The sequence below is a fragment of the Streptacidiphilus sp. MAP5-3 genome (genome assembly GCF_041262505.1).
GTDB lineage: Bacteria > Actinomycetota > Actinomycetes > Streptomycetales > Streptomycetaceae > Streptacidiphilus.
In genome coordinates this window covers 1-21,157 of the sequence record NZ_JBGCCL010000035.1, presented here as the reverse complement: position 1 = coordinate 21,157, position 21,157 = coordinate 1, and the positions used below count along the sequence as shown (strand labels likewise).

Genomic DNA, 21,157 nt, shown 5'->3' with positions numbered 1-21,157 from the left:
ACCTGCCCCGGAGCACATCGATGACCTTCACCGAGCACCTGACCCGAGGGCGCGACCTGGCACGTACCGCGAGTGACCACGCGGCCGACATGTTCGGCCCGCTGATCACCATCGGCCGTGGCCTGCGCGCCCACGCACAGTGGACGAAGAACTGGTGGGCGAATACACCCAAGGACAAGCGCGGACCCGCGCTCTTCCTGGTGGTGGCCGTCGTCGCCGCCGTGGCCCTGCTGCCCTACGGCCCGTTGCTGGCCCTGCTCGCCCTGATGGGCAGCGCGGCCTGGGCGGGACGTTCGCGCACCGAGCCCGCACCGCCCGCGCCCGACACCAGCCAGCTCAAACTCGCCGCCGTCTACACCGCGCTGACGCCGTATCTGGTCCACGAGTCGGACCCGAGCCCGCTCTACGCGCACGGCGGCGACTTCAAGGACGCGTTCACCGGCTGGGAGTTCGACGAGGAGGGGCGACTGACCTCGCTGGACCTGCGCTACCCCGCCTACTTCACCGACACCGAGCCCCACTCGCGGGCCCGGATCGAGCAGGTGATCCACGGCAAGGTCGGCCGCAGCCGCGAGTACCGCTTCACCTGGGACCAGGAGGTCAACCGCCTCCAGGTCAGCGCGCTGCCGCCGCTGCCGGGCGACATCGCCGCACAGACCTTCGTCACCGCCGCGGGCGAACTGGTGCTCGGCTTCACCGACACCACCAGCACCAACCGCATGATCCCGGTCCGCCAGGCCGGCGGTCAGGCGCACCAGCCGCCGGTGCTGTGGCGCACCGGTCCGCGCTCGGCCGAGCCGCATCTGCTGGCCCTGGGCGCGCACGGCTACGGCACCTCGACCCTGCTGCGCTCGCTCGCACTCCAGGCGCTGCAGTACGGCGACATCGCCGTCATCGACGGCGCGGGCACCGGCGAACACGCCTGCCTTGTGGGCCGTCCGGGCGTGCACACGGTGGAGACCAGCCTGCACGGCGCGTTGGCCGCGCTGGAGTGGGCGGCCAACGAGACGCAGCGCCGTCTCGACGCCCACAACCTGGCCAAGCGCTCCGGCGGCGTCCCGCCCGCGGACACCCTGCGTCCGCTCTGGCTACTGCTGGACCACCCCTCGGAGCTGACCGAGCTGGCCCACGCGGAGGGTCGCACCGACCCGCAGGAGCTGCTGGAGGTGCCGCTGCGTCACGGCCGCACCGCGCACGTGACGGTGGTGGTCGTCGACCGGCTGGAGGCGCTGGAACGCATCCGCGCCGGCGTCAGGACCGCGTGCCGGGCCCGGGTCGTGCTCGGACCGGTCGGCCCGGAGACGGCGCTGGAGGCGCTGGGTGCGCCGCTGGACATCACCCCGTCCAGCCACACCCCGCCCGGACGCGGCTACGCCCGCCTCGGCAACGCCGCACCGGTCCGGCTCCAGGTCCCGGCCACGCCGGACCCGTTGGACGAGGACGCGCCGACCGACCAGCGTGACGCGGTCATCGCCCTGCTCCCGCACGCGGACACCCGCACCGAGACGACGACGGAGCTGAACCTCGGTGCGGACCTGCTGAGCAAGGACCTCTCCAAGGACCTGACCAAGGGTGTCTCCCCCGCCGACCTGCCCCCGGTCGGGCTGCCTCCGGACCTCCCGCCGATGCCGACCCTGCCCCCGCTCCCGACCGAGGCGCCGCGCTTCTTCTGACGCTTCGCCGCTGATGCTTGGAGCGTCAGCCTCTCCCGACGCCACGCCCCCCGCGCCCACGAGCAGGGGGCGTCGTCGCGTCCGCATTCTTGTCACCCCCTTGACGGCGCCACCGGAACCGGTGCTCAATGGTGCGCCAATGGACTGCCTTCATACCATTGAGCGGTCCGCACCCACACACCAGAGGTGCGCATGTCGTCCCCAGAGCCCTCAGCCCTCGCCCCGGACGCAACCGCTCCGGGATCGACCAGTGACGAGCAACGCCTCCACGAGCTCGGCTACGCACAGGAGTTGGCCCGCACAATGTCGGGCTTCTCCAATTTCGCGGTCTCCTTCACCATCATCTCCATTCTGTCCGGCTGCCTCACGCTCTACGGAACGGGCATGGGCACCGGTGGTCCAGCCGTCATCGTCTGGGGCTGGCCCGTCGTCGGCCTGATGACGCTTCTGGTCGGCCTGGCCATGGCCGAGGTCTGCTCCAGTTATCCGACGGCGGGCGGCCTCTACTACTGGGCGGCCAAGCTCTCGCCGCGCAGCGGACCGGTGTTCTCCTGGTTCACCGGCTGGTTCAACTTCCTCGGCCAGGTGGCGGTGACCGCCGGGATCGACTTCGGCGCGGCGCAGTTCATCAACGCCCTAATGGACCTGCAGGGTTGGTTCTCGGCCACGCAGGGCCACACCGTGCTCATCTTCGGTCTGGTGCTGCTGCTCCACGGCGCGCTCAACACCTTCGGCGTCCGGCTGGTCGCGCTGCTCAACAACGTCAGCGTCTGGTGGCACGTGCTGGGCGTGGTGGTGATCGTCGCGGTCCTCGGCATCGTGCCGTCCAAGCACGAGCCGGCGAGCTTCGTCTTCGGACACTTCGTCAACACCACCGGCTGGGGCAGCTCGCTCTACGTCGCCGCGCTGGGTCTGCTGCTGGCCCAGTACACCTTCACCGGGTACGACGCCTCCGCGCACATGACCGAGGAGACCCGCGACGCCGCCCGCACCGGGCCGCGCGGGATCATCATCTCGATCCTGGTGTCGCTGGTGGCGGGCTGGGTGCTGCTGATCGGCATCACCTTCGCCATCCAGGACTACAACGGGGAGATGAACACCGCCACGCACGTCGCGCCGGCGCAGATCTTCATCGACGCGGTCGGCTCGACCGGCGGAAAGCTGCTGCTGCTCATCGCCATCGGCGCGCAGCTCTTCTGCGGGATGAGCTCGGTCACCGCCAACTCCCGTATGATCTACGCCTTCTCGCGCGACGGCGCGCTGCCGGGCTCGGCCCTGTGGCACCGGATCAACCCGCGCACCAGGACGCCCACCAACGGCGTCTGGCTGGCCGCGGGCGGCGCGTTCGTGCTGGGCCTGCCGGCGTTGTGGAACACCACCGCGTACACGGCGGTGACGTCGATCTCCGTCATCGGGCTCTACATCGCCTACGTCATCCCCACTTTCCTGCGACTGCGGCTGGGCTCGGCGTTCCGGCCGGGTCCGTGGCAACTCGGGCGCTGGAGCCGCCCGGTGGGGACGGTCGCGGTGGTCTGGGTCGTGATCATCACGGTGCTGTTCATGCTGCCGACCGCCAGCCCGGTCACCAGGAACAGCTTCAACTACGCGCCGATCGCGGTGCTGGTCGTGCTGGGCTTCGCGGGCGGCTGGTGGCTGCTGTCGGCACGGAAGTGGTTCGTCGGGCCCAAGGTCCAGGGCACGGCGGAGGAACTCGCGGCCGTCGAGCGCGAACTCGGCAGCACGTGACCTGACCGCAGGTGATCTGACTGACATTTACCTGATGGCACGTCATCTGACCGGCGGGAGCGGGTACCCACCGCACCGGGGCACATCCCCGTGACGCCCCGCTCTCGCCGGAAGGATCCGCATGACCCCGCTCCCCACCGGCCTCGCCGCCCCGGCCCGCGAGGCGCTCAACCAGGCCGGCTACCGCTGCCTCGAGGATCTGGACGGCGTTCCCGAGGCGTCCCTGCACCACCTGCCGGGCGTCGGGCCAAAGGCCCTGCGCCTGCTCCGCCTTGCCCTGGCCGGGAAGGGCCTGGCGCTGCGGGCCGACACCGGGCGATGACGGTCCGGAGCATGCAGAAATAGCTCCTGCCGGTGACAACGGGCCCTTCGACGCTCTGCCGCTCGCCCGATTCTGCGAATTCCTCCCCCACGCCCGCGCCGAGCACGACCACCGCTTTTCCGCAGACCTGCGGAAATTGCGAGGCCGGCGCCGGTCGGACGGTCGAACCGAGCACGCGACCACTGACCACGTCGCCGAATTCCACCGCACCGCACCGGAAATCCGCATCGCACTCTCCAGCGCCCCGGGCGCCACAGGGCATACTTCTCCGCGTGACCCGCAGCCTGACCAGCCGAATCGTCCGCCATCCCTACCTCGACCACCCCGGTCCGCTGGCCTTCGCCCACCGGGGCGGGAGCCTGGGCGGGCCGGAGAACTCGCTGGCCGCGTTCGAACGGGCGGTCAGACTCGGGTACCGCTATCTGGAGACCGACGTCCACGTCACGTCCGACAACGTCCTGATCGCCTTTCACGACGAGCGGCTGGAGCGGGTCACCGACGGCACCGGAGCGGTCGCCCAACTGCCGTGGCGCACCGTCTCCGCCGCCCGGATCGGCGGGCGGGAGCCCATCCCGACGCTGGCCGAGCTGCTCGACGCCTTCCCGGGCGTCCGCTTCAACATCGACGTCAAGGCCGCGGGCGCGATCCGCCCGCTGGTCGACGTCATACGCCGCACCAACGCCTGGGACCGGGTCTGCGTCGGCTCCTTCTCCGACGCACGGCTGCGCGCACTGCGGGAGGCCGCCGGGCCGCGCCTGGCCACCTCCGCCGGTCCCCGCGGCGTCGCGGCGCTGCGGCTGCGCTCGCTCACCGGCGGGCACGCGCCGATCGCCCGTGCCGTCCGGCGGCAGGCGGTCTGCGTCCAGGTGCCGGAGACGGTGCCGGGCACCCGACTCCGCCTGGTGGACCGGGCGTTCGTGACGACCGCGCACCGGCTCGGCCTCCAGGTGCACGTCTGGACGGTGGACGAACCGTCACGCATTCGTGATCTTCTCGAACTGGGCGTGGATGGCATCATGGCGGATCACATCGATGTCCTTCGCGATGTCCTGATCGAGCGCGGAGCCTGGTTTTGATCTCTTCTCCCACTGCCGCCACATCGCCGGCGACAGCCGACCCCGCCGCCCTGAAACGCACCCAGTTCGGCTGGTACATGAACGACTGGGCCAACGCGGCCTTCTCGGCCACCGTACTGACCGTCTTCCTCGGGCCGTACCTCACCGACATTGCGAAGAAGGCCGCCGACTCCCACGGCGACGTGCACCCCTTCGACATCCCCGTGAAGGCGGGGTCGTTCTTTCCCTACACCGTCTCGTTCTCGGTGCTGATCTCCGTCGCCGTTATGCTGCTGGCCGGCGCCGCGGCCGACCGGACCGGGCGGCACAAGTCGCTGCTCGGCACCTTCGCCTATGTGGGCGCCGCCGCGACGCTCGGGATGTTCTTCCTCGGCGGGTCGCACTACCTCCTCGGCGGCGGCCTGCTGGTCGTGGCCAACATCTGCTACGCCGTCTCGGCCGCGCTGGCCAACTCCTTCCTGCCCGGCCTGGCCGCGCCCGACGACCGCGACGCGGTCTCGTCCAAGGGGTGGGCGTTCGGCTACGGGGGCGGCGGGCTGCTGCTGATCGTCAACCTCGGCCTCTTCCTCGGCCACGGCGCGCTCGGCCTCTCCTCCGGCACGGCGGTCCGGCTCTGCCTGGCCTCGGCAGGCGCGTGGTGGGCGACCTTCACCCTGTTCCCGATGCTGCGCCTGCCGCAGCGTCCGGCCACGGCCCCCGTGGCGCGCCCGGCCGACGAGCACGGCGGGGGCACCCTGCGCGAGCTGGTCGGGACCCTGCGCTCGATGCGGCGGTACCCACTGACGCTGCTCTTCCTGATCGCCTTCCTCTGCTACAACGACGGCATCCAGACGGTCATCTCCCAGGCCTCCCTCTACGGCAGCCAGGAGCTGGGCATGAGCCAGACCACACTGATCGCGGGCGTGCTTCTGGTCCAGATCGTGGCCATCGGCGGCGCACTGCTGCTCGGGCGGATCGCGCAGCGGTACGGGGCGAAGAAGACCATCCTCGGCTCACTGGTCGCCTGGGTGGTGACGCTGGCCTTCGGCTACGTGATGCCAGCGCACAAGGCGGTCTGGTTCTACGCCCTGGCGGCGGCCATCGGGCTGGTCCTGGGCGGCAGCCAGGCGCTGTCGCGCTCGCTCTTCTCGCACCTGATCCCCGCCGGGCACGAGGCGGAGTACTTCAGCCTCTACAAGATCAGCGACCGCGGCACCAGCTGGATGGGCCCGCTGGTCTTCGGTCTCGCCTACCAGCTGACCGGAAGCTATCGGATCGCCATCATCTCACTGCTGGTCTTCTTCGCGATCGGTTTCCTGCTGTTGCTGCGCGTTCCGGTACGTCGGGCGATCGAGGCCGTCGGCAATCCGGTGCCGTCAATTTCGTGAGGATGTGTGACGACTGCCACCCGGATCCCACCCGAACTCGGCGCGGATGTCCTTGCGGATTCGTGACGGATGGGAACTGCGGGCCAACAGAGGGTGATATCCGCCCGCAGATGTGACAAATCGGACGCCGATGGGTACAAACAGGTGCGGTGCGGGGTGTGCGACGAAGGGTCGCGCGTTTTGCGCGCTTACCGCGGGAATCTTCGACGATTGCCGCGCGTTGTACGGACCGACGAAGACAGCGACATCCAGTCCTGTGGGCCAGGAGCCCGGGAGGCACGATTCATGAGTGAGCGAGCTCTCCGCGGCACGCGACTCGGGGCGACCAGCTACGAGACCGACCGCGGTATCGATCTGGCACCCCGCCAGACCGTCGAGTACGCATGCCAGAACGGACACCGCTTCGAGGTGCCGTTCTCGGTGGAAGCCGAGATCCCCCACGTGTGGGAATGCCGGTTCTGCGGCAGCGAGGCGCTGCTGATCGACGGCGAGGAGCCGGAGGAGAAGAAGACGAAGCCGGCCCGTACGCATTGGGACATGCTGATGGAACGGCGTACGCGTGAGGAGCTGGAGGAGGTACTCGCCGAGCGGCTGGCGGTTCTTCGCTCCGGCGGCATGAACCTCGCGGTGCACCCGCGCGACGCGCGCAAGTCGGCTTAGCCGCAACGGCAGCACGGACCTGACGACGAGGCCCGGCTCCCCTTCGGGGGTGCCGGGCCTCGTCGTTTTCTTCGCCCTGTGACATGTGACCTGTGCCGGTCAGCGGCGGATCTGGCCTTGCGGGCCGTCGTCGTCGCGGCGGCCGTAGTCGTACGAGCCCTCCTGGGGCGCGTCGTCGTGGATCACCTCGCCCTGGACGACCTTGCCGTCCGGCTGGTGGATCCGCATCTGCTCCTGGACCCGGACGGCGTCCCCCAGCGGTCCGCGCCGCAGCAGCGCCATCGGGATCCGCTGCAGCGCCTTGGCCACCGGCGGTACCTGGCAGAGCAGGCCGATCACGTCGGAGAGGAAGCCCGGCACCATCAGCAGGACGCCTCCGGCGATGGTCACCGCGGTCCGGGCCTCGCCCTCGGGCATCCGGCCGCTGGTGGTCGCGCGCAGGGCGCGCAACCCGGCCCGCTTGATCACCCACCCGCCCAGCACGAACCCGCCGATCAGCAGCGCGAGCACGGCGAGCCAGCCGATCAGTCCGGCGAGCTCCACGATGATCCACAGCTCCAGCAGCGCGTAGGCCGCGACGAGCAGAGGGAGGAACCGCTTGATGCGTGAGCCGCGCACAGTGCCCGGGACCTTTCGTCGAACGAGGGGTTCCTAGCGAAAACGCACGAGGTCAATCCAGTGTTCCGGACGTTGGGCAAGGGGGACGTTGCAGCACCTCGTCTGCCCTGAGTGGCTTGTCGCGCAGTTCCTCGCGCCCCCAGGTAGTGCGACGTCCCCGCTGCCCGATCCTCAGGTCTTCTGCCGCTTGCGCTGCCACACCGCGAAGCCGCAGGCTGCGAGCCCCAGCAGGGCCAGCGCCCACTCCGGCGTCGCGCCCACCCGGTCCGCGAGGGTGAGCCCGTCCCGGAGAGGGACGTTCGCTTCGAGCTCGGCCTGGGTCGCCAGCTGCGAGCGTTCGATCACCGAGCCGTTCGGGGCGATGACCGCGCTGATCCCGCTGGTCGCCGCGATGACGACGCTGCGGCCGTGCTCGACCGCGCGCAGGCGCGACATCGCGAACTGCTGGGCCGGCTGGTCCGTGTGCTCGTACGTCGCGTTGTTGGTCTGGACGACGATGACGCGTCCGCCCTTGGTGACCGCGTCGCGGACGATGCCGTCGTAGGCGACCTCGAAGCAGATCACGTCGCCGACCTTGGCCGGGCCGACCTGGAGGACGCCCGTCGTGTCGCCCGGGGAGAAGTCGACGGCGATCCGCTGCAGTTCGGTGATGTACTTGCTCAGGAACGACCGGAACGGCACGTACTCGCCGAACGGCACCAGGTGCTGCTTGGTGTAGTGCGCGCCGGGGCCCGTCTTCGGGTCCCAGACGATGCCCTCGTTCATCACGTGCTGCGCGTCGGGGCCGTCCACCAGCGCGCCGACCAGGACGGGGACGCCGGCCTGCTTCACCACACCGTCGATCAGCTGGTACGCCTCCGGCGTGGTGTACGGGTCGACGTCGGAGGAGTTCTCCGGCCAGATCACCAGCTGCGGCTGCGGCATCTTGCCCGCGCCGACCTTGGCCATCAGCGCCTGGGTGGCGGCGACGTGGTCGCCGAGCACCTGCATCGGGCGGCCGAGGAAGTCCATGCCCGCGTGCGGGACGTTGCCCTGGATGAGCGCGATCTCCGCCGAGGCCGGTCCGCCGGCGGTGTCGCCGCCCGTCGGCAGCGGGACCGCGTACCCGACGACACCGAGCGCGACCGCCCCCGCAGCGCAGGCCACGCCCGCGCGGCGTCCGCGTGCCCGCAGCGCCAGAATCGCGGCGGCCAGCAGCGCGCCGCTCAGCGCGACGGCGAAGGTGACCAGCGGCGCACCGCCGAGCGCGGCCAGCGGGGTGAAGGGTGACGAGGTGTTCGCGAAGGCGAGACGGCCCCACGGGAGCCCGCCCAGCGGGACCCGGTCGCGGGCCCACTCCTGGGTGACCCACAGGCAGGCCGTCCACAACGGCCAGGCGGGCAACCGGGAGACGGCCGCCTGACCCATCGCCATCAGCATCACGAAGACGGCCTCGGCGAGCGCCAGCAGCACCCACGCGTCGTAGCCGATGACGTCGATCCAGATCAGCAGCCAGAACATGAAGACGGCGCCGAAGACGATGCCGGTCCACGCGGCCTGCTTGAGCGTGCGCCGATAGGTCAGCAGCGCCAGCCCGGTGACGGCGACGATCGAGAGCGGCCAGATCCCGACCGAGGGGAAGGAGAGGGCGAGCAGCGCACCGCAGAGCGCGGAGAGCCCCGTGCGCGGCAACCCGGCGCGGATGCGCGCGAGGCGCGACGGACGCGCGGGGGGCTGGGCCTCCACGCGGTCGTCGGTTTCCAGAGTCAAGGGCACGCTCGCCGCCTATCCGCAGCCGATCGGGTGATCACAAGGATCCAGGGCAGATCCAGGGCAGTGGGAAGACGGTACATCCTCGCGGTAAGCGCAGGTGAGGACAGGAGCGGACAGGACCGCCGCAGCGCCCCGGATCGGCCCGGGAGCGAGGGGCGGGGAGCACCCGGACACGGGCTCGGCCCGGACGCTCTTCGGGCCGACTCGGGATCCGCTGGCTGCGGGTCGACCAAAAGCCGTTGTCTACTGAGCGTCCGGGCCGAGCCCGTGTCGCACCCGTCGGCGTTGGGCCCGCGGACCCTGTGCCGCCCACGCTCCCCGGTCCGGCAACGCTGGACCTGGCTGCCTGCCAGCGGCGATCCCGGGTTTGGCGTGGGTGGTGAGGTGGGGTGGACGACGACGAACCTACTCGCCCGCCGGGGCGGCCTGTCAACCGCCGTCCTACCTGCACCGACGGCGCGTCGCCGCAGGTCAGCCGCGTGTGTCCGCGCTGTGAGCGACCCGTGGGCAACCCATCGTTCGGCGGTATCCGAGCGCGGAGGGCCACTCGCGAGGATGATGGGCTGCGCCGGACGGGTGCCTGAGCGCTACCCCGCCAGGTGGACGGCGCGTCCGCCGACGAGCGTGGCCAGGCAGCGCGGGAGCTCCCGGCCCGGCGTCAGGTCGGGCAGGCCGGGGACGCCGCTGCGCGGGTCGGTGGACCAGTTGGCGACCCGCTGGTCCGGCGCCTGGACGACCAGCTCGCCCGGCTCCCAGACCGCCAGCGACGCCGGCGCGCCCGGGATCAGCACCCCGGCGTCGTCGCGTCCGAGGGCACGCCAGCCGCCTCGGGTGTGCGCGGTGAACGCGCCTCGCACGGAGATCCGGTGCTCGGGCGTCCGGTGGAACGCGGCGGCTCGGACCGTGCCCCAGGGGTCCAGCGGGGTGACCGGGGCGTCCGAACCGAAGGCCAGCGGGATTCCGGCGCGCAGCATCGCCGCGAACGGGTTCATCGTCCGCGCCCGCTCCGCGCCGAGCCGCTCGACGTACATGCCCTCCTCGCCGCCCCACGCGGCGTCGAAGGCAGGCTGGACGGACGCGGTCAGCCCCAGCTCGGCGAAGGCGGCGAGCTGGGCGGGCGTCAACAGCTCGGCGTGCTCGACACGGTGGCGCATCGAGCGGACCCGGTCCAGCCCGAGCTTCTCGGCCACGGTGCGGACGCCCTCGACCAGCGCGCTCAGCGCGGCGTCGCCGATGGCGTGGAAGCCCGCCTGGAGGCCCGCCTCGGTGCAGGCGGCCACGTGGTCGGCGATCTGCGCGGCCGAGAGGTAGGACGCGCCGGTGTGGGCGGCGTCGGTGTAGTGGTCGTGCAGGCAGGCGGTGTGCGAGCCGAGCGCGCCGTCGACGAACAGGTCCCCGCCCGCCCCGACCGCGCCGAGCCGTCGGGCCGTGTCGACCGCGCCGAGCTCGCCCCAGTAGCCGAAGACCTCAGGGCCGGACGCCTGACCTTCGGGCGACCCCATGGCAAGCGCCAGCAGCGCGGCGAGGTCAGCCTCGGAGGAGATGTCCGGGCCCGCGCACTCGTGCAGGGAGCCGATGCCGAGCGTGACCGCGTGCGCGAGGGTCGCCCGCTGGGCCGCGTCCCGCTGAGCGGGCGTCAGATGCGCGAGCGCGGCGCGGCGCACGGCGTGGTGCGCGTCGCGGCTCAGCGGCGCGTCGGGCGCATGTCCGGGCAGCGCGGCCAACTCCGGCCCAACGAGCGCACGGAGGGCGGTCGAGGCGAGGGCGGAGTGGACGTCGGTGCGGGAGAGGTAGATCGCGGCGCCACCGGCGGCCTCGTCCAGCTCGGCGAGGGACGGCGCGCGACGCTCGGGCCACCGCGTCTCGTCCCAGCCGTGGCCGAGCAGCACGCCGCCGCGCGCGTCCCGCGACGCGACGAAGGTACGGATCCGGCCCAGCGCTTCGGCGAGGGTCGGGCAGTCGGTCAGGTCCAGCCCGGTCAGCGCGAGGCCGGTGGACGTCGCGTGCACGTGCGCGTCGACGAACGCCGGGGTGACGAGCGCGCCCTGGAGGTCGACGACCAACTCCGCGTCCCGGGCGTAGCTCTCGGCCGCGCCCTCCTCGCCGACCCACGCCACGGTGCCGTCCTGCAGGAGTACGGCGGTGGCGAAGGGGTCGGCCGGGCTGTAGACGTCCCCACCGCGCAGCAGGACGCTGCGCGGGGCGGTCTCGGCAAGGGCGGTGAGGGGTGCGGCGGCGGTCATGCGGTCAAGGTTATGCAAGCGGCAGGCATGCACCTACCGAGGGGCACGGGACCATGCCCCCACATCGTGCGACTACCTCATCTGAGCCGCGGTGGCCTCGCCTCGTAGGGCGTGCTCAGCACGACCGTCGTGCGGGTCGAGACGCCCGCCGCGGAGCGGATGCGCGCGAGGAGGTCCTCCAGATCCCCCGGCGCGGTCACCCGGACCTTGAGGATGTAGTTCTCGTCGCCCGCCACGCTGTGGCACGCCTCGATCTCGTCGATGCCCGCCAGCCGCTCCGGGGTGTCGTCGGGTGCGCTCGGGTCGAACGGCTTCACCGAGATGAACGCGGTGAGCGGCAGGTTGACGGCGTCAGGGTCGACGATCGCTGCGTAGCCGCGGATCACGCCGCGTTGTTCGAGACGGCGCACCCGCTGGTGCACCGCCGAGGTGGACAGGCCCGTGGCCTTGCCCAGGTCTGTGTAGCTCATGCGCCCGTCGGCGACCAGCAGCTGCACGATTTGTCGGTCGAGTTCCTCCACCCGGACAACTTATCCGACGCGGGATGTGAGCAAGGCCACAGTCGCACGACAACCACGCTGGCACGCCCAGGATTATCGGATGCCGCGCGCGGGAATTGCTCGCTATGGTCGCGACCACCGAGGTACGCGTGCCTGCTCCAGGGGGAGTTCAGATGACTGTTGCCGAACAGCTTCCTGCTGCCGTCGAGCCTGTCGAGCTCGGCGAGCGCGTCGACTCCGAAAGAATGCCCGGCATGGACCCGGGCGAGGCGGAGACCTGGGAGATCACCCGGTTCCTCTGCCCTGACTGCCACCGCCCGATCGCCGTGCTGGACAACGAGGAGCGCTTCCCGCAGCACGCCGTCGTGAGCAACCCGTGGCACCCCTTCTCCGCCGCGCTCTGCCAGGGCTCGGGCCGCGGACTCCAGGACGCCGCGGACTACGACGCCGACGAGGACCCGGAGTTCGACCCCGAGCCCTCGCTCGCCGAGTTCCTCACCCTGCCCGCGGAGCTCGACTGGCGTCGGCAGCCGTTCTCGCACGTGGGCGGCCAGGGGTCGACCCCGATACGGCGTCAGGACCAGTAGCGGCCCTCGATCATGGCCGCGAGCGTGTCGCGGTGCAGGATCAGGCGGTCCGGGTCTTCGGGCGGCTGAGCTTCCAGTGACTGGGCTTCGCCGAAGTGGATCTGCCGGTGGCCGATCCTGAGCATCACCACCGCGTGGCGCAGCGCCGCGTAGAGCGTGTAGAACTCCAGGTCGGTCGGCATGTGGCCGCTGGCCTCGGCATACTGGGCCGTGACCCGGTCGCGGTCCAGGAAGTCGGGCAGCCCCGGCTGGCCGAAAGCGACGGTCAGGTCCTGGAAGAAGCGGTGCAGGAAGACGAACCACCCGAGGTCCAGTTCGCGCGGACCCAGGTCGGCCATCTCCCAGTCCAGCGCCGCGGCCGGGGTGAAGCCCTGGTAGATCACGTTGCCGATGCGCGCGTCGCCCCAGCTCAGCACCGTTTCACCCTCGTCGGCCGGCCAGAGCTCCTCCAGCCGGGCGAAGGCGCGCTCGATCAGCGGCGAGGCCGGGCGTCCGTCCACCACCCAGGCGTAGTAGGCGCGTTGGGCGTCGACATGCCTACGGAGAGCGCTGCGTCCGTCCTCCCGATCCGGCTGCAGGAAGGCCGCGTCCGCCACAGGCACCGTGTGCAGTTCGGCGAGGAGGGCCACACTGGACCGCTCCAGCTCTCCGCGTTCGGCGTCGGTCGCCTCGTGCAGCCAGTTGCCGCTGTAGGTGTAGGGCATGACGTCGGGTGGGACACGGCCGTCCACACGCTCCATCAGAATCGCTGCGGCGCCCAGTGGTTCAGGGTCTGTCTCCAGCCGCAGCAGCCGTGGCACGGGCGCCTTGGTGTGCGCGGCGACCAGTGCCATGCAGCGGTACTGCCGCTCCATGTCATAGCTGGGGAATACGGTGAAACCGGCGGGATCGGCGGGATCGGGGGCGAGTCGCAGCACGCAGGGCTGGACGCTGCCGTCGGCGTGCCGCAGGTCGAAGAGAACGGTCTCGCTGGACATGCCGTTGGACTGAGGGACCGTCAGGTCGGTGACGGCGGCTCCGGGCAGCCGGCCGTCGATCCAGGCGGCGAGCCGGACACGGAGCTGCTCGGGGTCGCGGGTGCTGGTGCGCGGACGCGGGGTGCTGGGGGTGGCCATGGCGCGGCTGCTCCTCTCGTGGACAGACGAATCAGGGCGCGACGGCGGAGAAGTCGGCGAATCCACTGGGGTCGTGGCGGCCGAAGCTGCCGTGTTCGAAGATGCCGTGGCCGGTCTCCCCGTTGAGGGTGAACCGGGCCGCATGGTCGGTGACGCCGTACGACGCGAGGGCGAGGTCGTTCGGGTCGGTGAGGTCGTAGCTGCGCCGGTCCACCCAGCCGCGTCCCTGCCAGGTGCCGTGCTGCCAGTCGGCTGCGGGCGGGTATCCGGCGCCGACGGCGAGCGGGGAACCGCCCAGGAGTTCGGCGTGGATCTCGACCGGTTTGCGCGCCGAGTCGGTGAGGTGCAGCACCGCGCCCTCGGGCACCCGGGTGCCGGACCGGTAGCGGATGTCGACGTGCGGCCAGCCGAGTTGCTCGTCCTTCCGCGTCCCGTCGCGCGCGCCCCCGTCGGCGTGGACGAGCAACGCCTCGTTGAGGGTGCGGTAGCCGTCGGCGTCCTCCTGGAGGATCACCATGACGAAGCGGTCGCGGAAGCGGATCGGGCACCAGACCCAGTGGAAGCCCTCGGGCCGGTGCTCCTCGGCGGCGCGGCCGGGCTGTTCGCCGGGAATCGGCCGCACGCCCCAACTGCGGTCCCGGGTGCCGGTCCACTGCTCGGGCGTGACCCGGTACTCCACTCCCCCGGCGCGGATCACGCCGGTCGCGCCGCCCGCCTGGACGAAGCGCCGCCCTTCGAGGGTGAGCCGGTCGCCGGTGCGGCCCACATGGTGCGGCTCCCACACGGCGGGGAACTCGGCCTGCCAGGTGAGGTCGAGGGCCAGACCGTCGGGCGTGCCGTCCCCCTCGCAGACCAGGCGCAGCGTGCGGAGCGGTTCCACCACCTCGATCCGCACCGGGCCGACCTGGAGCTTCATCCGGTCCTCGCCGAGCGCGTCCGACGCGCGGACGGCGTGCAGCGTGTCGCCGACCTTGAGCGTCGCGTACGCGTCGATCACGCCGGTGTTGGGGTAGACCCCGAGCCCGGCGATGAGGAGGGCACGGCCGTTGTGGTCGAAGACGTGGAAGATGCAGCGGTCGTAGGCGTTGCGGTCGCCGGTGGCGACGTGCCGCATGGACAGCGGCACCTGGTGCACGGGGTACTCGTCCAGAGGGACAGGACGGAACGTCACGCTGGCCTCCTCGACAGGAAAGTTGTCTGACGGTACGTCAGGTCAGGTCGAGGAGGCCATACCCGGATCGACGCAGCCATCGGCACGTCCGCAGTCGGCCCTCGACAGCACCCACCGGCGTCACTAGTCTCGGTGTTGATACTCAACTAATTGACTAGGGAGTGGTGACCATGGAGCACCCCGTGCACCCTTTCCGCGCTGCGGTCGAGGCCGGTGACCACAAGGCCCTTGAGGCGCTGCTGGCCGAGGACGTCGTCTTCACCAGTCCGGTCGTGTTCAAGCCCTACCCGGGCAAGGCCATCACGGCGGCGATCCTGCGCGGGGCGGGCCGGGTCTTCGAGGACTTCCGCTATGTCCGCGAGATCGGCGGCGCCGACGACCGGGACCGCGCCTTCGTCTTCAAGGCCACCGTCGACGGCCGCGAGGTGCACGGCTGCGACTTCCTGCACTTCGACGAGGACGGCCTGATCGACGAGTTCACGGTGATGGTGCGCCCGCTCTCCGGAGCACAGGCGCTCGCGGCGGCGATGGGGGCCCAGTTCGAGCGGATCACGGCCGAGGCTCTGGGCTCGCCGGCGGAGTGAACGCCACGTCCGCCGGGGCGGCGCGCCGCTCCAGGACGGCGAGCGCCTGCTCGCACCACCGCAGGTTCTCCCGCTCGAACATCAGGCCGCGCATCAGCGTGAGGTAGGGACCGACGGGGTCGGCGGCGGCCAGGTACTCCTCCTCGAACCGGCCGTCCAGCAGCCGCGCCTGCAGGCGCTCGTAGCGGGCGATCTTGGCCTCGGCCCAGGCCGCACGCTCGCGCAGCGCCGCGCGCACCGCGTCCGCGTCACCCGCGTCGACGGCGTGCACCTTGACCAGCAGCTCGTCCCGGATCGCGGACGGCCTCGGGGCTTCGGCCGTGAAGGCGCGCAGCGCGGCACGACCGTCGCCGGTGAGCGAGAAGAGCCGCTTGTTCGGCCGCCCCCGCTGCTCGACGACCCGCGCCTGGACCAGCCCCTCGGCCTCCATCCGGTCCAGCTCGCGGTAGAGCTGCTGCGGCGTGGCCATCCAGAAGTTCGCCACCGAGGCGTCGAAGGCCTTGGCCAGGTCGTAGCCCGAGGCCTCGCCGTCGAGCAGCGCGGACATGATCGCGTTGCGCAGAGCCATAACCCGAGCGTATCGGGGGGCCGTAGTCACTCGGACAGATGGACGATGCGGGCGCCGCCACCCGTCGGGTTGTGGGCTGGACGGCCTACCGGCAGTTGCCGACCGGTCCGGCCGCCGCTCGACTGATCGCAGGACCCTCTCCCGCCGACAAGGAGCCCGTCGTGCCGATCGGAACCCCCCTGGCCCTCCTCTTCGTATCCGCGGCGCTGATCTTCCTGCCGACGGTCATCGCCATCACTGGCGGCACGCTCTTCGGCGGCTGACGCACGACGGCCCCGCCACCCACGACTGGCGGCGGGGCCACGGGTCCGGCCAAGTCGGGCGGAGACGCCGGGCGGAGTCCCCTCCGTTCCGACGTCCCTGTGCCGCGTCCCGGTGCCGCATGCCGGCAGGCGACCGCGTCAGCGGGTCAAGGCGCGGCCGATGACCAGGCGCTGGATCTGGTTGGTGCCCTCGACGATCTGGAGCACCTTGGCCTCGCGCATGTAGCGCTCGACCGGGTGGTCCTGGGTGTAGCCGTAGCCGCCGAGGACCTGGACCGCGTCCGTCGTGACGCGCATCGCCGCGTCCGTGCAGAAGAGCTTCGCCATCGCGGCCTCGCGGCCGAAGCTGAGGCCGGCGTCGCGGCGGCGGGCGGCGGCGAGGTAGAGGGCGCGACCGGCCTCGACCGCGGTGGCCATGTCGGCGAGCATGAACGAGAGCCCCTGGAAGTCCGCGATGGCGCGGCCGAACTGCTCGCGCTCCTTCGCGTATCCGACGGCGTAGTCGAGCGCGGCCTGGGCCACGCCGATCGCGGCGGCGGCGATGCCGAGGCGGCCGGAGTCCAGCGCGGAGAGCGCGATGCCGAAGCCCTGGCCCTCGCTCCCTATCAGCCGGTCGGCGGAGACGCGGGCGTCGTCGAAGAGGACCTGGGCGGTGGGCGAGCCCTTCATGCCCATCTTCCGCTCCGGCGCCGCACCCGAGACGCCGGGGGTGTCGCCGGGGACCAGCAGGACGCTGATGCCGTGCGAGCCGTCGTCGCTGGTGCGCACCATCGTGCTGTAGAAGTCGGCGATGCCGCCGTGGGTGATCCAGGCCTTGGTGCCGTTGACGACGTAGTCGTCGCCGTCGCGGACCGCGCGAGTGCGCAGCGCCGCCGCGTCGGAGCCGGACTGCGGCTCGGACAGGCAGTATGCGCCGAGCAGTTCGCCGCCGATCATGTCGGGCAGCCACTGGTCACGCTGGGCGTCGCTGCCGAAGGTGGCGAGCGCGTGGCAAGAGAGGGTGTGCACGCTGAGCCCGAGACCGACGGTGAGCCGGGCGGCGGCCAGCTCCTCGATCACCTGGAGGTAGACCTCGTAGGGCTGGGCGCCGCCGCCGTACTGCTCGTCGTAGGGCAGGCCGAGCAGGCCGGACCGGCCGAGGGTGCGGAAGGTCTCGCGTGGGAAGATCCCGGCCGCCTCCTCCTCCGCAGCCGTCGGGGCGACCTCGTTCAGGGCGAGGTCCCGGGTGAGGGCCAGCAGCTCGCGCGCCTCCTCCGTGGGGAGCTGGCGGTCGACGGGCTTGGTCGCAGGCGTGGTCATGGCGGCGCGGCCTCCTGGTCTCTGGGCGGGGCACCCCTGGGTGGGGGCGTCCGACACGGACACGAGCCGTCCTCCGGATCGCAGTGAACGCTCGCTAACATACGGCGGTGGAAGTATGCCCCATCCGGAGCCCCTCGCACCATGCGGAGCCGATCCGGCACCAGGGAGCCGGATCGGCCCTGACCTGCCCTCCCCTGTCTTCCGCTACGCTTCCCGGCCCAAGAGTGGCCGCACGGGCCCGGACGGATGGCGCAGCCTGGATACGCTCGCAGCATCATGCTCACCTTGGACTCACTCGCCTCACGGCTGGCGGCGCTCCCCCCTTCCTGCGGGCCGACCCGCCTGATCGCCGTCGACGGCTTCGCCGGTTCGGGGAAGACGACCTTCGCCGCACGCCTCTCCGCCGCACTCTCCCCTCGTCCCGAGGGCGCGCCGGTCGTACATCTGGACGACCTTGCGACGCACGAGCAGTTCTTCGGCTGGACCGACCGTCTGCGCAGCGAGGTGCTGGAGCCGCTCGCCGCCGGACGACCAGTGCGGCACCGCGTCTACGACTGGACGCTGCACCGCTTCGCCACCACCCGCGAACTGGCCGCCGCTCCTCCGTTTCTGCTGCTGGAGGGGGTCGGCGCCGGGCGACGCGCGGTGCGGCCGCAGCTGGCCGCGCTGGTCTGGATGGAGCTCGACGCGACGACCGCTCGTGCGCGCGGCGAAGACCGGGACGGACCGGATCAGGCCGACTTCTGGTCGCACTGGTTCGTGGGGCAGTCGACACACTTTCGGCACGATCCCACCAGACCTTTCGCCAATTTTCTCGTGGACGGGGCGACCGGGGAGCCGCTCGGCAACGCACGGTAATCACGACTGCGTGCGCCCGGTACGCTGTCTCACAGCCAATGAATTGCCACCCCGCAAAGGGAGTTGCACAAGGACCCTGCGACGGGGTCGGCCTTGACCTGCGGGCCTGGCAGCAACTACGTTCTCATCAGCGCGACAGAGCGTGATCGCGCTCCAGAGACACGAGCTGCTGGCCGTTCCCCCGTGGCCGGCAGCTCGTTCTTTTCCTACGGATCCGCCCTTTTGGCCCGATCCGTTCTTCGTCAGCCGAGTGACCGTCGGTGACCACCGGAATCTCGGGTGCCGCTTGTGTCCGCCTATTGTCCGTGTTCCCACCAGCCGATACGGCCGCAAGGCACTCTTCCGGATCAGCACCGGGCCGGTACGATGCCCCCATGAGCGCGGTGCCTCGGCCCCGCGCGCTCACGGACCGTCAAAGTGCGGCGTCTGCAGGCCTCCCGGGTCAGCCCAGTTGCTGGGCGGCGGGTCGCGGCACAGCAGGGGGCAGAGCGGTGGGGACAGAGGACAACGGCGACAGGCGTTCCCGGAGCCTGGCCGACCGCGCCTGGCTGCGGGCGATGGACGCCTACGCCGCCGGCGCGTACACCCGCGCCGAGGAGGAGTTCCGCGCCGCCGTCCGCCTTGACCCGGGCATGGCCGACGCCTGGCTGGGCCTGCACGCCCTGCGTTCGGACACCTCAGCCGCGTTGCTCGCCATGTACCGGAACCGGCACCGCTTCGGCGAGCAGCGGGGCAGACACCGACGCCCACTCAGTTCCTGGTACTGGCTGGGCTGGTGGGTGCAGCCGCTGCTGGAGGACGAGCGCGACCTGGCCCTCGCACACGCGTCGCACTGGCTGGACGGCCGTCATCTGCCCGAGCTGGACCAGGCCTTGGCCGACTGCCCACCCCCAGGGCTGGACCACGCGGTCCGCTTCCTGCACGCCTGCCGCTCCTACCTGACCAAGGACTGGGAGCAGTTGATCCGCGACACCGACGGCCTGCTGGACGATCCGCTGCTCGGCATCGAGGCGGGCCTCTTCGCCGGGATGGCCCGGGTGCGGCTGGACATGTCCGGCCAGGCCGAACTGCCGCTGGCCACCTCCCTGGCCCGCTGCCGCTCCGAGCAGCCGCAGCGCAAGGAGCTGCGCTACTGGCTCGCCCGCGCCTACGAGGGCGTCGGCCGCAGCGCGGCGGCGCTCTCGCTCTACCGTGCGGTGCACCGCGTCGACCCGGGCTTCATGGACACCACCGCCCGCCTTGCCGCGATCACCGCGGAGGACGGTGTCGACCCGTCGTTGCTGGAGTCCCCGCCCGAGCCCGGCCTCCACCGCCCGCGCCGCGCCAGCGGCGGCGCCGGCTTCGCAGGCACACCGCCCGAGACGCCGTCGGCGTCGCCGTTCGACCCGCTGGACGCCTCGCTGGACGTCCCGCTGGACTCCTCGCTCGACGGCGGCTTCGACCCGGCCTACTACGACCCGCTGCCCGGCTTCCCGCTCGCGGACGAGGACGAGGACGTGGTGGGCGGGGAGGCGGAGGACGGCGCGAACGCCTCCGCCGGCTCCGCGTACTTCGACGCGGAGGGTGCGGAAGGTGCCGGTGTTGCGGGCACCGACGAGGACGACGAACCCGAGGAGGGCGACGACACCGGACCCCGGACACCGGGGGCCACAGCGCTGGGCGCACGCCACCGCGCCGACGCCGCCGCGGTGCCGCCGCTCCCTCCGGGCACGACCGTCCAGCCGAACCAGGAGCGACTGGACGCCGCGCTCGCCGAGCTGGACCAGATGGTCGGCATGGAACCGGTCAAGCGCCAAGTGCTGGCGCTCTCGGCGCAGTTGCGGATGGCCCGGCTCCGCGCCGGCCAGGGCCTTCCGGTGCAGCCGCCGAAGCGGCACTTCGTCTTCTCCGGTCCGTCAGGCACGGGCAAGACCACGGTGGCCCGGATCCTCGGCCGGGTCTTCTACGCCCTCGGCCTGCTCAGCGGCGACCACCTGGTCGAGGCCCAACGGGCCGACCTGGTCGGCGAGTTCCTGGGCCAGACGGCCGTCAAGGCGAACGAGCTGATCGACTCGGCGCTGGACGGCGTGCTCTTCATCGACGAGGCCTACAGCCTGGCCAACTCCGGCTACTCCAAGGGCGATGCGTACGGGGACGAGGCGCTCCAGGTCCTGCTGAAGCGCGCCGAGGACAACCGCGACCGGTTGGTGGTGATCCTCGCGGGCTACCCGGAGGGTATGAACCGCCTGCTGGCGGCGAATCCCGGGCTCAGCTCGCGGTTCACCTCCCGGGTCGACTTCCCGAGTTACCGCCCGGGCGAGCTCTCCGCGATCGGCGAGTCGCTGGCGGCGGGCGACGGCGACTTCTGGGACGACGAGGCGCTGGAGGAACTCCGTTCCATCTGCGGCCACGTCGTCCGCGAAGGCTGGATCGACGACCTCGGCAACGGACGCTTCATGCGCACGCTCTACGAGAAGTCCTGCGCGTACCGGGACTTGCGCCTCTCCGTCCTCGCAGACCCACCCACCCGCCAGGACTTGGCCGCGTTGCGGCTGCCGGACGTACTCCAGGCCTACGGCGAACTGATAGACGGACGCTGACGGTCCGCTCCCGCAGGTCGTCGCAACCACCAGGGGCGCGGGGGGGGGGGGGGGGTGGGCCCGCCCCCCCCCCCCCGCGGGGGGGGGGGGGCCCCCGGGGGCCCGGGGGGGGGGTAGGGCGACCCCGGGGGGGGGGGACACGGCCCCCGGGGTGGGGGGGGGCGGGAACGTGGTGG

General features: G+C 71.6%; 19 protein-coding genes. 11 read left to right on the top strand and 8 right to left on the bottom strand.

The window, feature by feature from the left end; genetic code table 11:
- Nucleotides 1-20 precede the first annotated feature (20 nt).
- The 6 genes from ABH928_RS32315 to ABH928_RS32290 all read left to right on the top strand — a co-directional run bounded on the left by ABH928_RS32315 (nt 21) and on the right by ABH928_RS32290 (nt 6,844).
- On the top strand, nt 21-1,673 hold the full coding sequence (locus ABH928_RS32315) for a hypothetical protein (RefSeq protein WP_370072233.1): 1,653 nt from the start codon (nt 21-23) through the stop codon (nt 1,671-1,673).
- 192 nt (nt 1,674-1,865) lie between these two features.
- Nucleotides 1,866-3,419: an amino acid permease gene (locus tag ABH928_RS32310; protein ID WP_370072232.1), complete on the top strand. Its 1,554-nt coding sequence runs from the start codon at nt 1,866-1,868 to the stop codon at nt 3,417-3,419.
- A gap of 121 nt (nt 3,420-3,540) precedes the next feature.
- Nucleotides 3,541-3,741, top strand: a complete 201-nt coding sequence (locus ABH928_RS32305) for a DNA-binding protein (protein ID WP_370072231.1) — start codon at nt 3,541-3,543, stop codon at nt 3,739-3,741.
- Nucleotides 3,742-4,013: 272 nt separating this feature from the next.
- A complete protein-coding gene (locus tag ABH928_RS32300; protein ID WP_370072230.1) occupies nt 4,014-4,817 on the top strand; it encodes a glycerophosphodiester phosphodiesterase in 804 nt (267 codons plus the stop codon).
- 77 nt (nt 4,818-4,894) lie between these two features.
- A complete protein-coding gene (locus tag ABH928_RS32295; protein WP_370072289.1) occupies nt 4,895-6,184 on the top strand; it encodes an MFS transporter in 1,290 nt (429 codons plus the stop codon).
- A 285-nt stretch (nt 6,185-6,469) separates the two neighbouring features.
- Entirely contained in the window at nt 6,470-6,844 is a 375-nt protein-coding gene (locus ABH928_RS32290; protein ID WP_196194063.1) for an RNA polymerase-binding protein RbpA, read from the top strand.
- Between the two features lie 99 nt (nt 6,845-6,943).
- Here the strand turns inward: ABH928_RS32290 and ABH928_RS32285 are convergent, their stop codons facing one another.
- The 4 genes from ABH928_RS32285 to ABH928_RS32270 form a co-directional block, all read right to left on the bottom strand.
- Entirely contained in the window at nt 6,944-7,462 is a 519-nt protein-coding gene (locus tag ABH928_RS32285; RefSeq protein ID WP_370072229.1) for an FxsA family protein, read from the bottom strand.
- Between the two features lie 171 nt (nt 7,463-7,633).
- Nucleotides 7,634-9,217: an apolipoprotein N-acyltransferase gene (gene lnt / locus ABH928_RS32280; protein WP_370072228.1), complete on the bottom strand. Its 1,584-nt coding sequence runs from the start codon at nt 9,215-9,217 to the stop codon at nt 7,634-7,636.
- Between the two features lie 584 nt (nt 9,218-9,801).
- The gene (locus tag ABH928_RS32275) at nt 9,802-11,457 is read right to left on the bottom strand and encodes an amidohydrolase (protein ID WP_370072227.1); all 1,656 of its coding nucleotides are present in this window, start codon (nt 11,455-11,457) and stop codon (nt 9,802-9,804) included.
- A 77-nt stretch (nt 11,458-11,534) separates the two neighbouring features.
- Nucleotides 11,535-11,978, bottom strand: coding sequence for an Lrp/AsnC family transcriptional regulator (locus ABH928_RS32270; protein ID WP_370072226.1), 444 nt, complete (start codon nt 11,976-11,978; stop codon nt 11,535-11,537).
- A gap of 152 nt (nt 11,979-12,130) precedes the next feature.
- Between ABH928_RS32270 and ABH928_RS32265 the strand changes: the two genes are divergently transcribed.
- Entirely contained in the window at nt 12,131-12,544 is a 414-nt protein-coding gene (locus ABH928_RS32265; RefSeq protein WP_370072225.1) for a hypothetical protein, read from the top strand.
- Here ABH928_RS32265 and ABH928_RS32260 read toward each other — a convergent pair.
- Nucleotides 12,532-13,659 (bottom strand): phosphotransferase family protein, encoded by a 1,128-nt coding sequence (locus ABH928_RS32260; protein WP_370072224.1) that lies wholly within the window; start codon nt 13,657-13,659, stop codon nt 12,532-12,534. The two genes, ABH928_RS32265 and ABH928_RS32260, sit on opposite strands and share 13 nt — an antisense overlap.
- A gap of 31 nt (nt 13,660-13,690) precedes the next feature.
- Nucleotides 13,691-14,830: a hypothetical protein gene (locus ABH928_RS32255; RefSeq protein WP_370072223.1), complete on the bottom strand. Its 1,140-nt coding sequence runs from the start codon at nt 14,828-14,830 to the stop codon at nt 13,691-13,693.
- 182 nt (nt 14,831-15,012) lie between these two features.
- Between ABH928_RS32255 and ABH928_RS32250 the strand changes: the two genes are divergently transcribed.
- Nucleotides 15,013-15,414, top strand: a complete 402-nt coding sequence (locus ABH928_RS32250; RefSeq protein WP_370072288.1) for a nuclear transport factor 2 family protein — start codon at nt 15,013-15,015, stop codon at nt 15,412-15,414.
- Here the strand turns inward: ABH928_RS32250 and ABH928_RS32245 are convergent.
- A complete protein-coding gene (locus ABH928_RS32245; RefSeq protein ID WP_370072222.1) occupies nt 15,380-15,982 on the bottom strand; it encodes a PadR family transcriptional regulator in 603 nt (200 codons plus the stop codon). The two genes, ABH928_RS32250 and ABH928_RS32245, sit on opposite strands and share 35 nt — an antisense overlap.
- Before the next feature lie 38 nt (nt 15,983-16,020).
- Here ABH928_RS32245 and ABH928_RS32240 point away from each other — a divergent pair, with 38 nt between their 5' ends.
- The gene (locus ABH928_RS32240) at nt 16,021-16,245 is read left to right on the top strand and encodes a hypothetical protein (protein ID WP_370072221.1); all 225 of its coding nucleotides are present in this window, start codon (nt 16,021-16,023) and stop codon (nt 16,243-16,245) included.
- 138 nt (nt 16,246-16,383) lie between these two features.
- Here the strand turns inward: ABH928_RS32240 and ABH928_RS32235 are convergent, their stop codons facing one another.
- On the bottom strand, nt 16,384-17,544 hold the full coding sequence (locus ABH928_RS32235; protein ID WP_370072220.1) for an acyl-CoA dehydrogenase family protein: 1,161 nt from the start codon (nt 17,542-17,544) through the stop codon (nt 16,384-16,386).
- Between the two features lie 276 nt (nt 17,545-17,820).
- Between ABH928_RS32235 and ABH928_RS32230 the strand changes: the two genes are divergently transcribed.
- Nucleotides 17,821-18,402, top strand: coding sequence for a uridine kinase (locus ABH928_RS32230; protein WP_370072219.1), 582 nt, complete (start codon nt 17,821-17,823; stop codon nt 18,400-18,402).
- 557 nt (nt 18,403-18,959) lie between these two features.
- Nucleotides 18,960-20,981: an AAA family ATPase gene (locus ABH928_RS32225; protein WP_370072287.1), complete on the top strand. Its 2,022-nt coding sequence runs from the start codon at nt 18,960-18,962 to the stop codon at nt 20,979-20,981.
- Nucleotides 20,982-21,157 lie beyond the last annotated feature (176 nt).

Coding starts and splice junctions, on each gene's coding strand:
- ABH928_RS32225 (WP_370072287.1), top strand. CDS start 18,960: ATGGACGCCTACGCCGCCGGCGCGTACACCCGCGCCGAGGAGGAGTTC.
- ABH928_RS32245 (WP_370072222.1), bottom strand. CDS start 15,982: ATGGCTCTGCGCAACGCGATCATGTCCGCGCTGCTCGACGGCGAGGCC.
- ABH928_RS32305 (WP_370072231.1), top strand. CDS start 3,541: ATGACCCCGCTCCCCACCGGCCTCGCCGCCCCGGCCCGCGAGGCGCTC.
- ABH928_RS32235 (WP_370072220.1), bottom strand. CDS start 17,544: ATGACCACGCCTGCGACCAAGCCCGTCGACCGCCAGCTCCCCACGGAG.
- ABH928_RS32260 (WP_370072224.1), bottom strand. CDS start 13,659: ATGGCCACCCCCAGCACCCCGCGTCCGCGCACCAGCACCCGCGACCCC.
- ABH928_RS32230 (WP_370072219.1), top strand. CDS start 17,821: ATGCTCACCTTGGACTCACTCGCCTCACGGCTGGCGGCGCTCCCCCCT.
- ABH928_RS32290 (WP_196194063.1), top strand. CDS start 6,470: ATGAGTGAGCGAGCTCTCCGCGGCACGCGACTCGGGGCGACCAGCTAC.
- ABH928_RS32315 (WP_370072233.1), top strand. CDS start 21: ATGACCTTCACCGAGCACCTGACCCGAGGGCGCGACCTGGCACGTACC.
- ABH928_RS32295 (WP_370072289.1), top strand. CDS start 4,895: ATGAACGACTGGGCCAACGCGGCCTTCTCGGCCACCGTACTGACCGTC.
- ABH928_RS32265 (WP_370072225.1), top strand. CDS start 12,131: ATGACTGTTGCCGAACAGCTTCCTGCTGCCGTCGAGCCTGTCGAGCTC.
- ABH928_RS32275 (WP_370072227.1), bottom strand. CDS start 11,457: ATGACCGCCGCCGCACCCCTCACCGCCCTTGCCGAGACCGCCCCGCGC.
- ABH928_RS32310 (WP_370072232.1), top strand. CDS start 1,866: ATGTCGTCCCCAGAGCCCTCAGCCCTCGCCCCGGACGCAACCGCTCCG.
- ABH928_RS32240 (WP_370072221.1), top strand. CDS start 16,021: ATGGACGATGCGGGCGCCGCCACCCGTCGGGTTGTGGGCTGGACGGCC.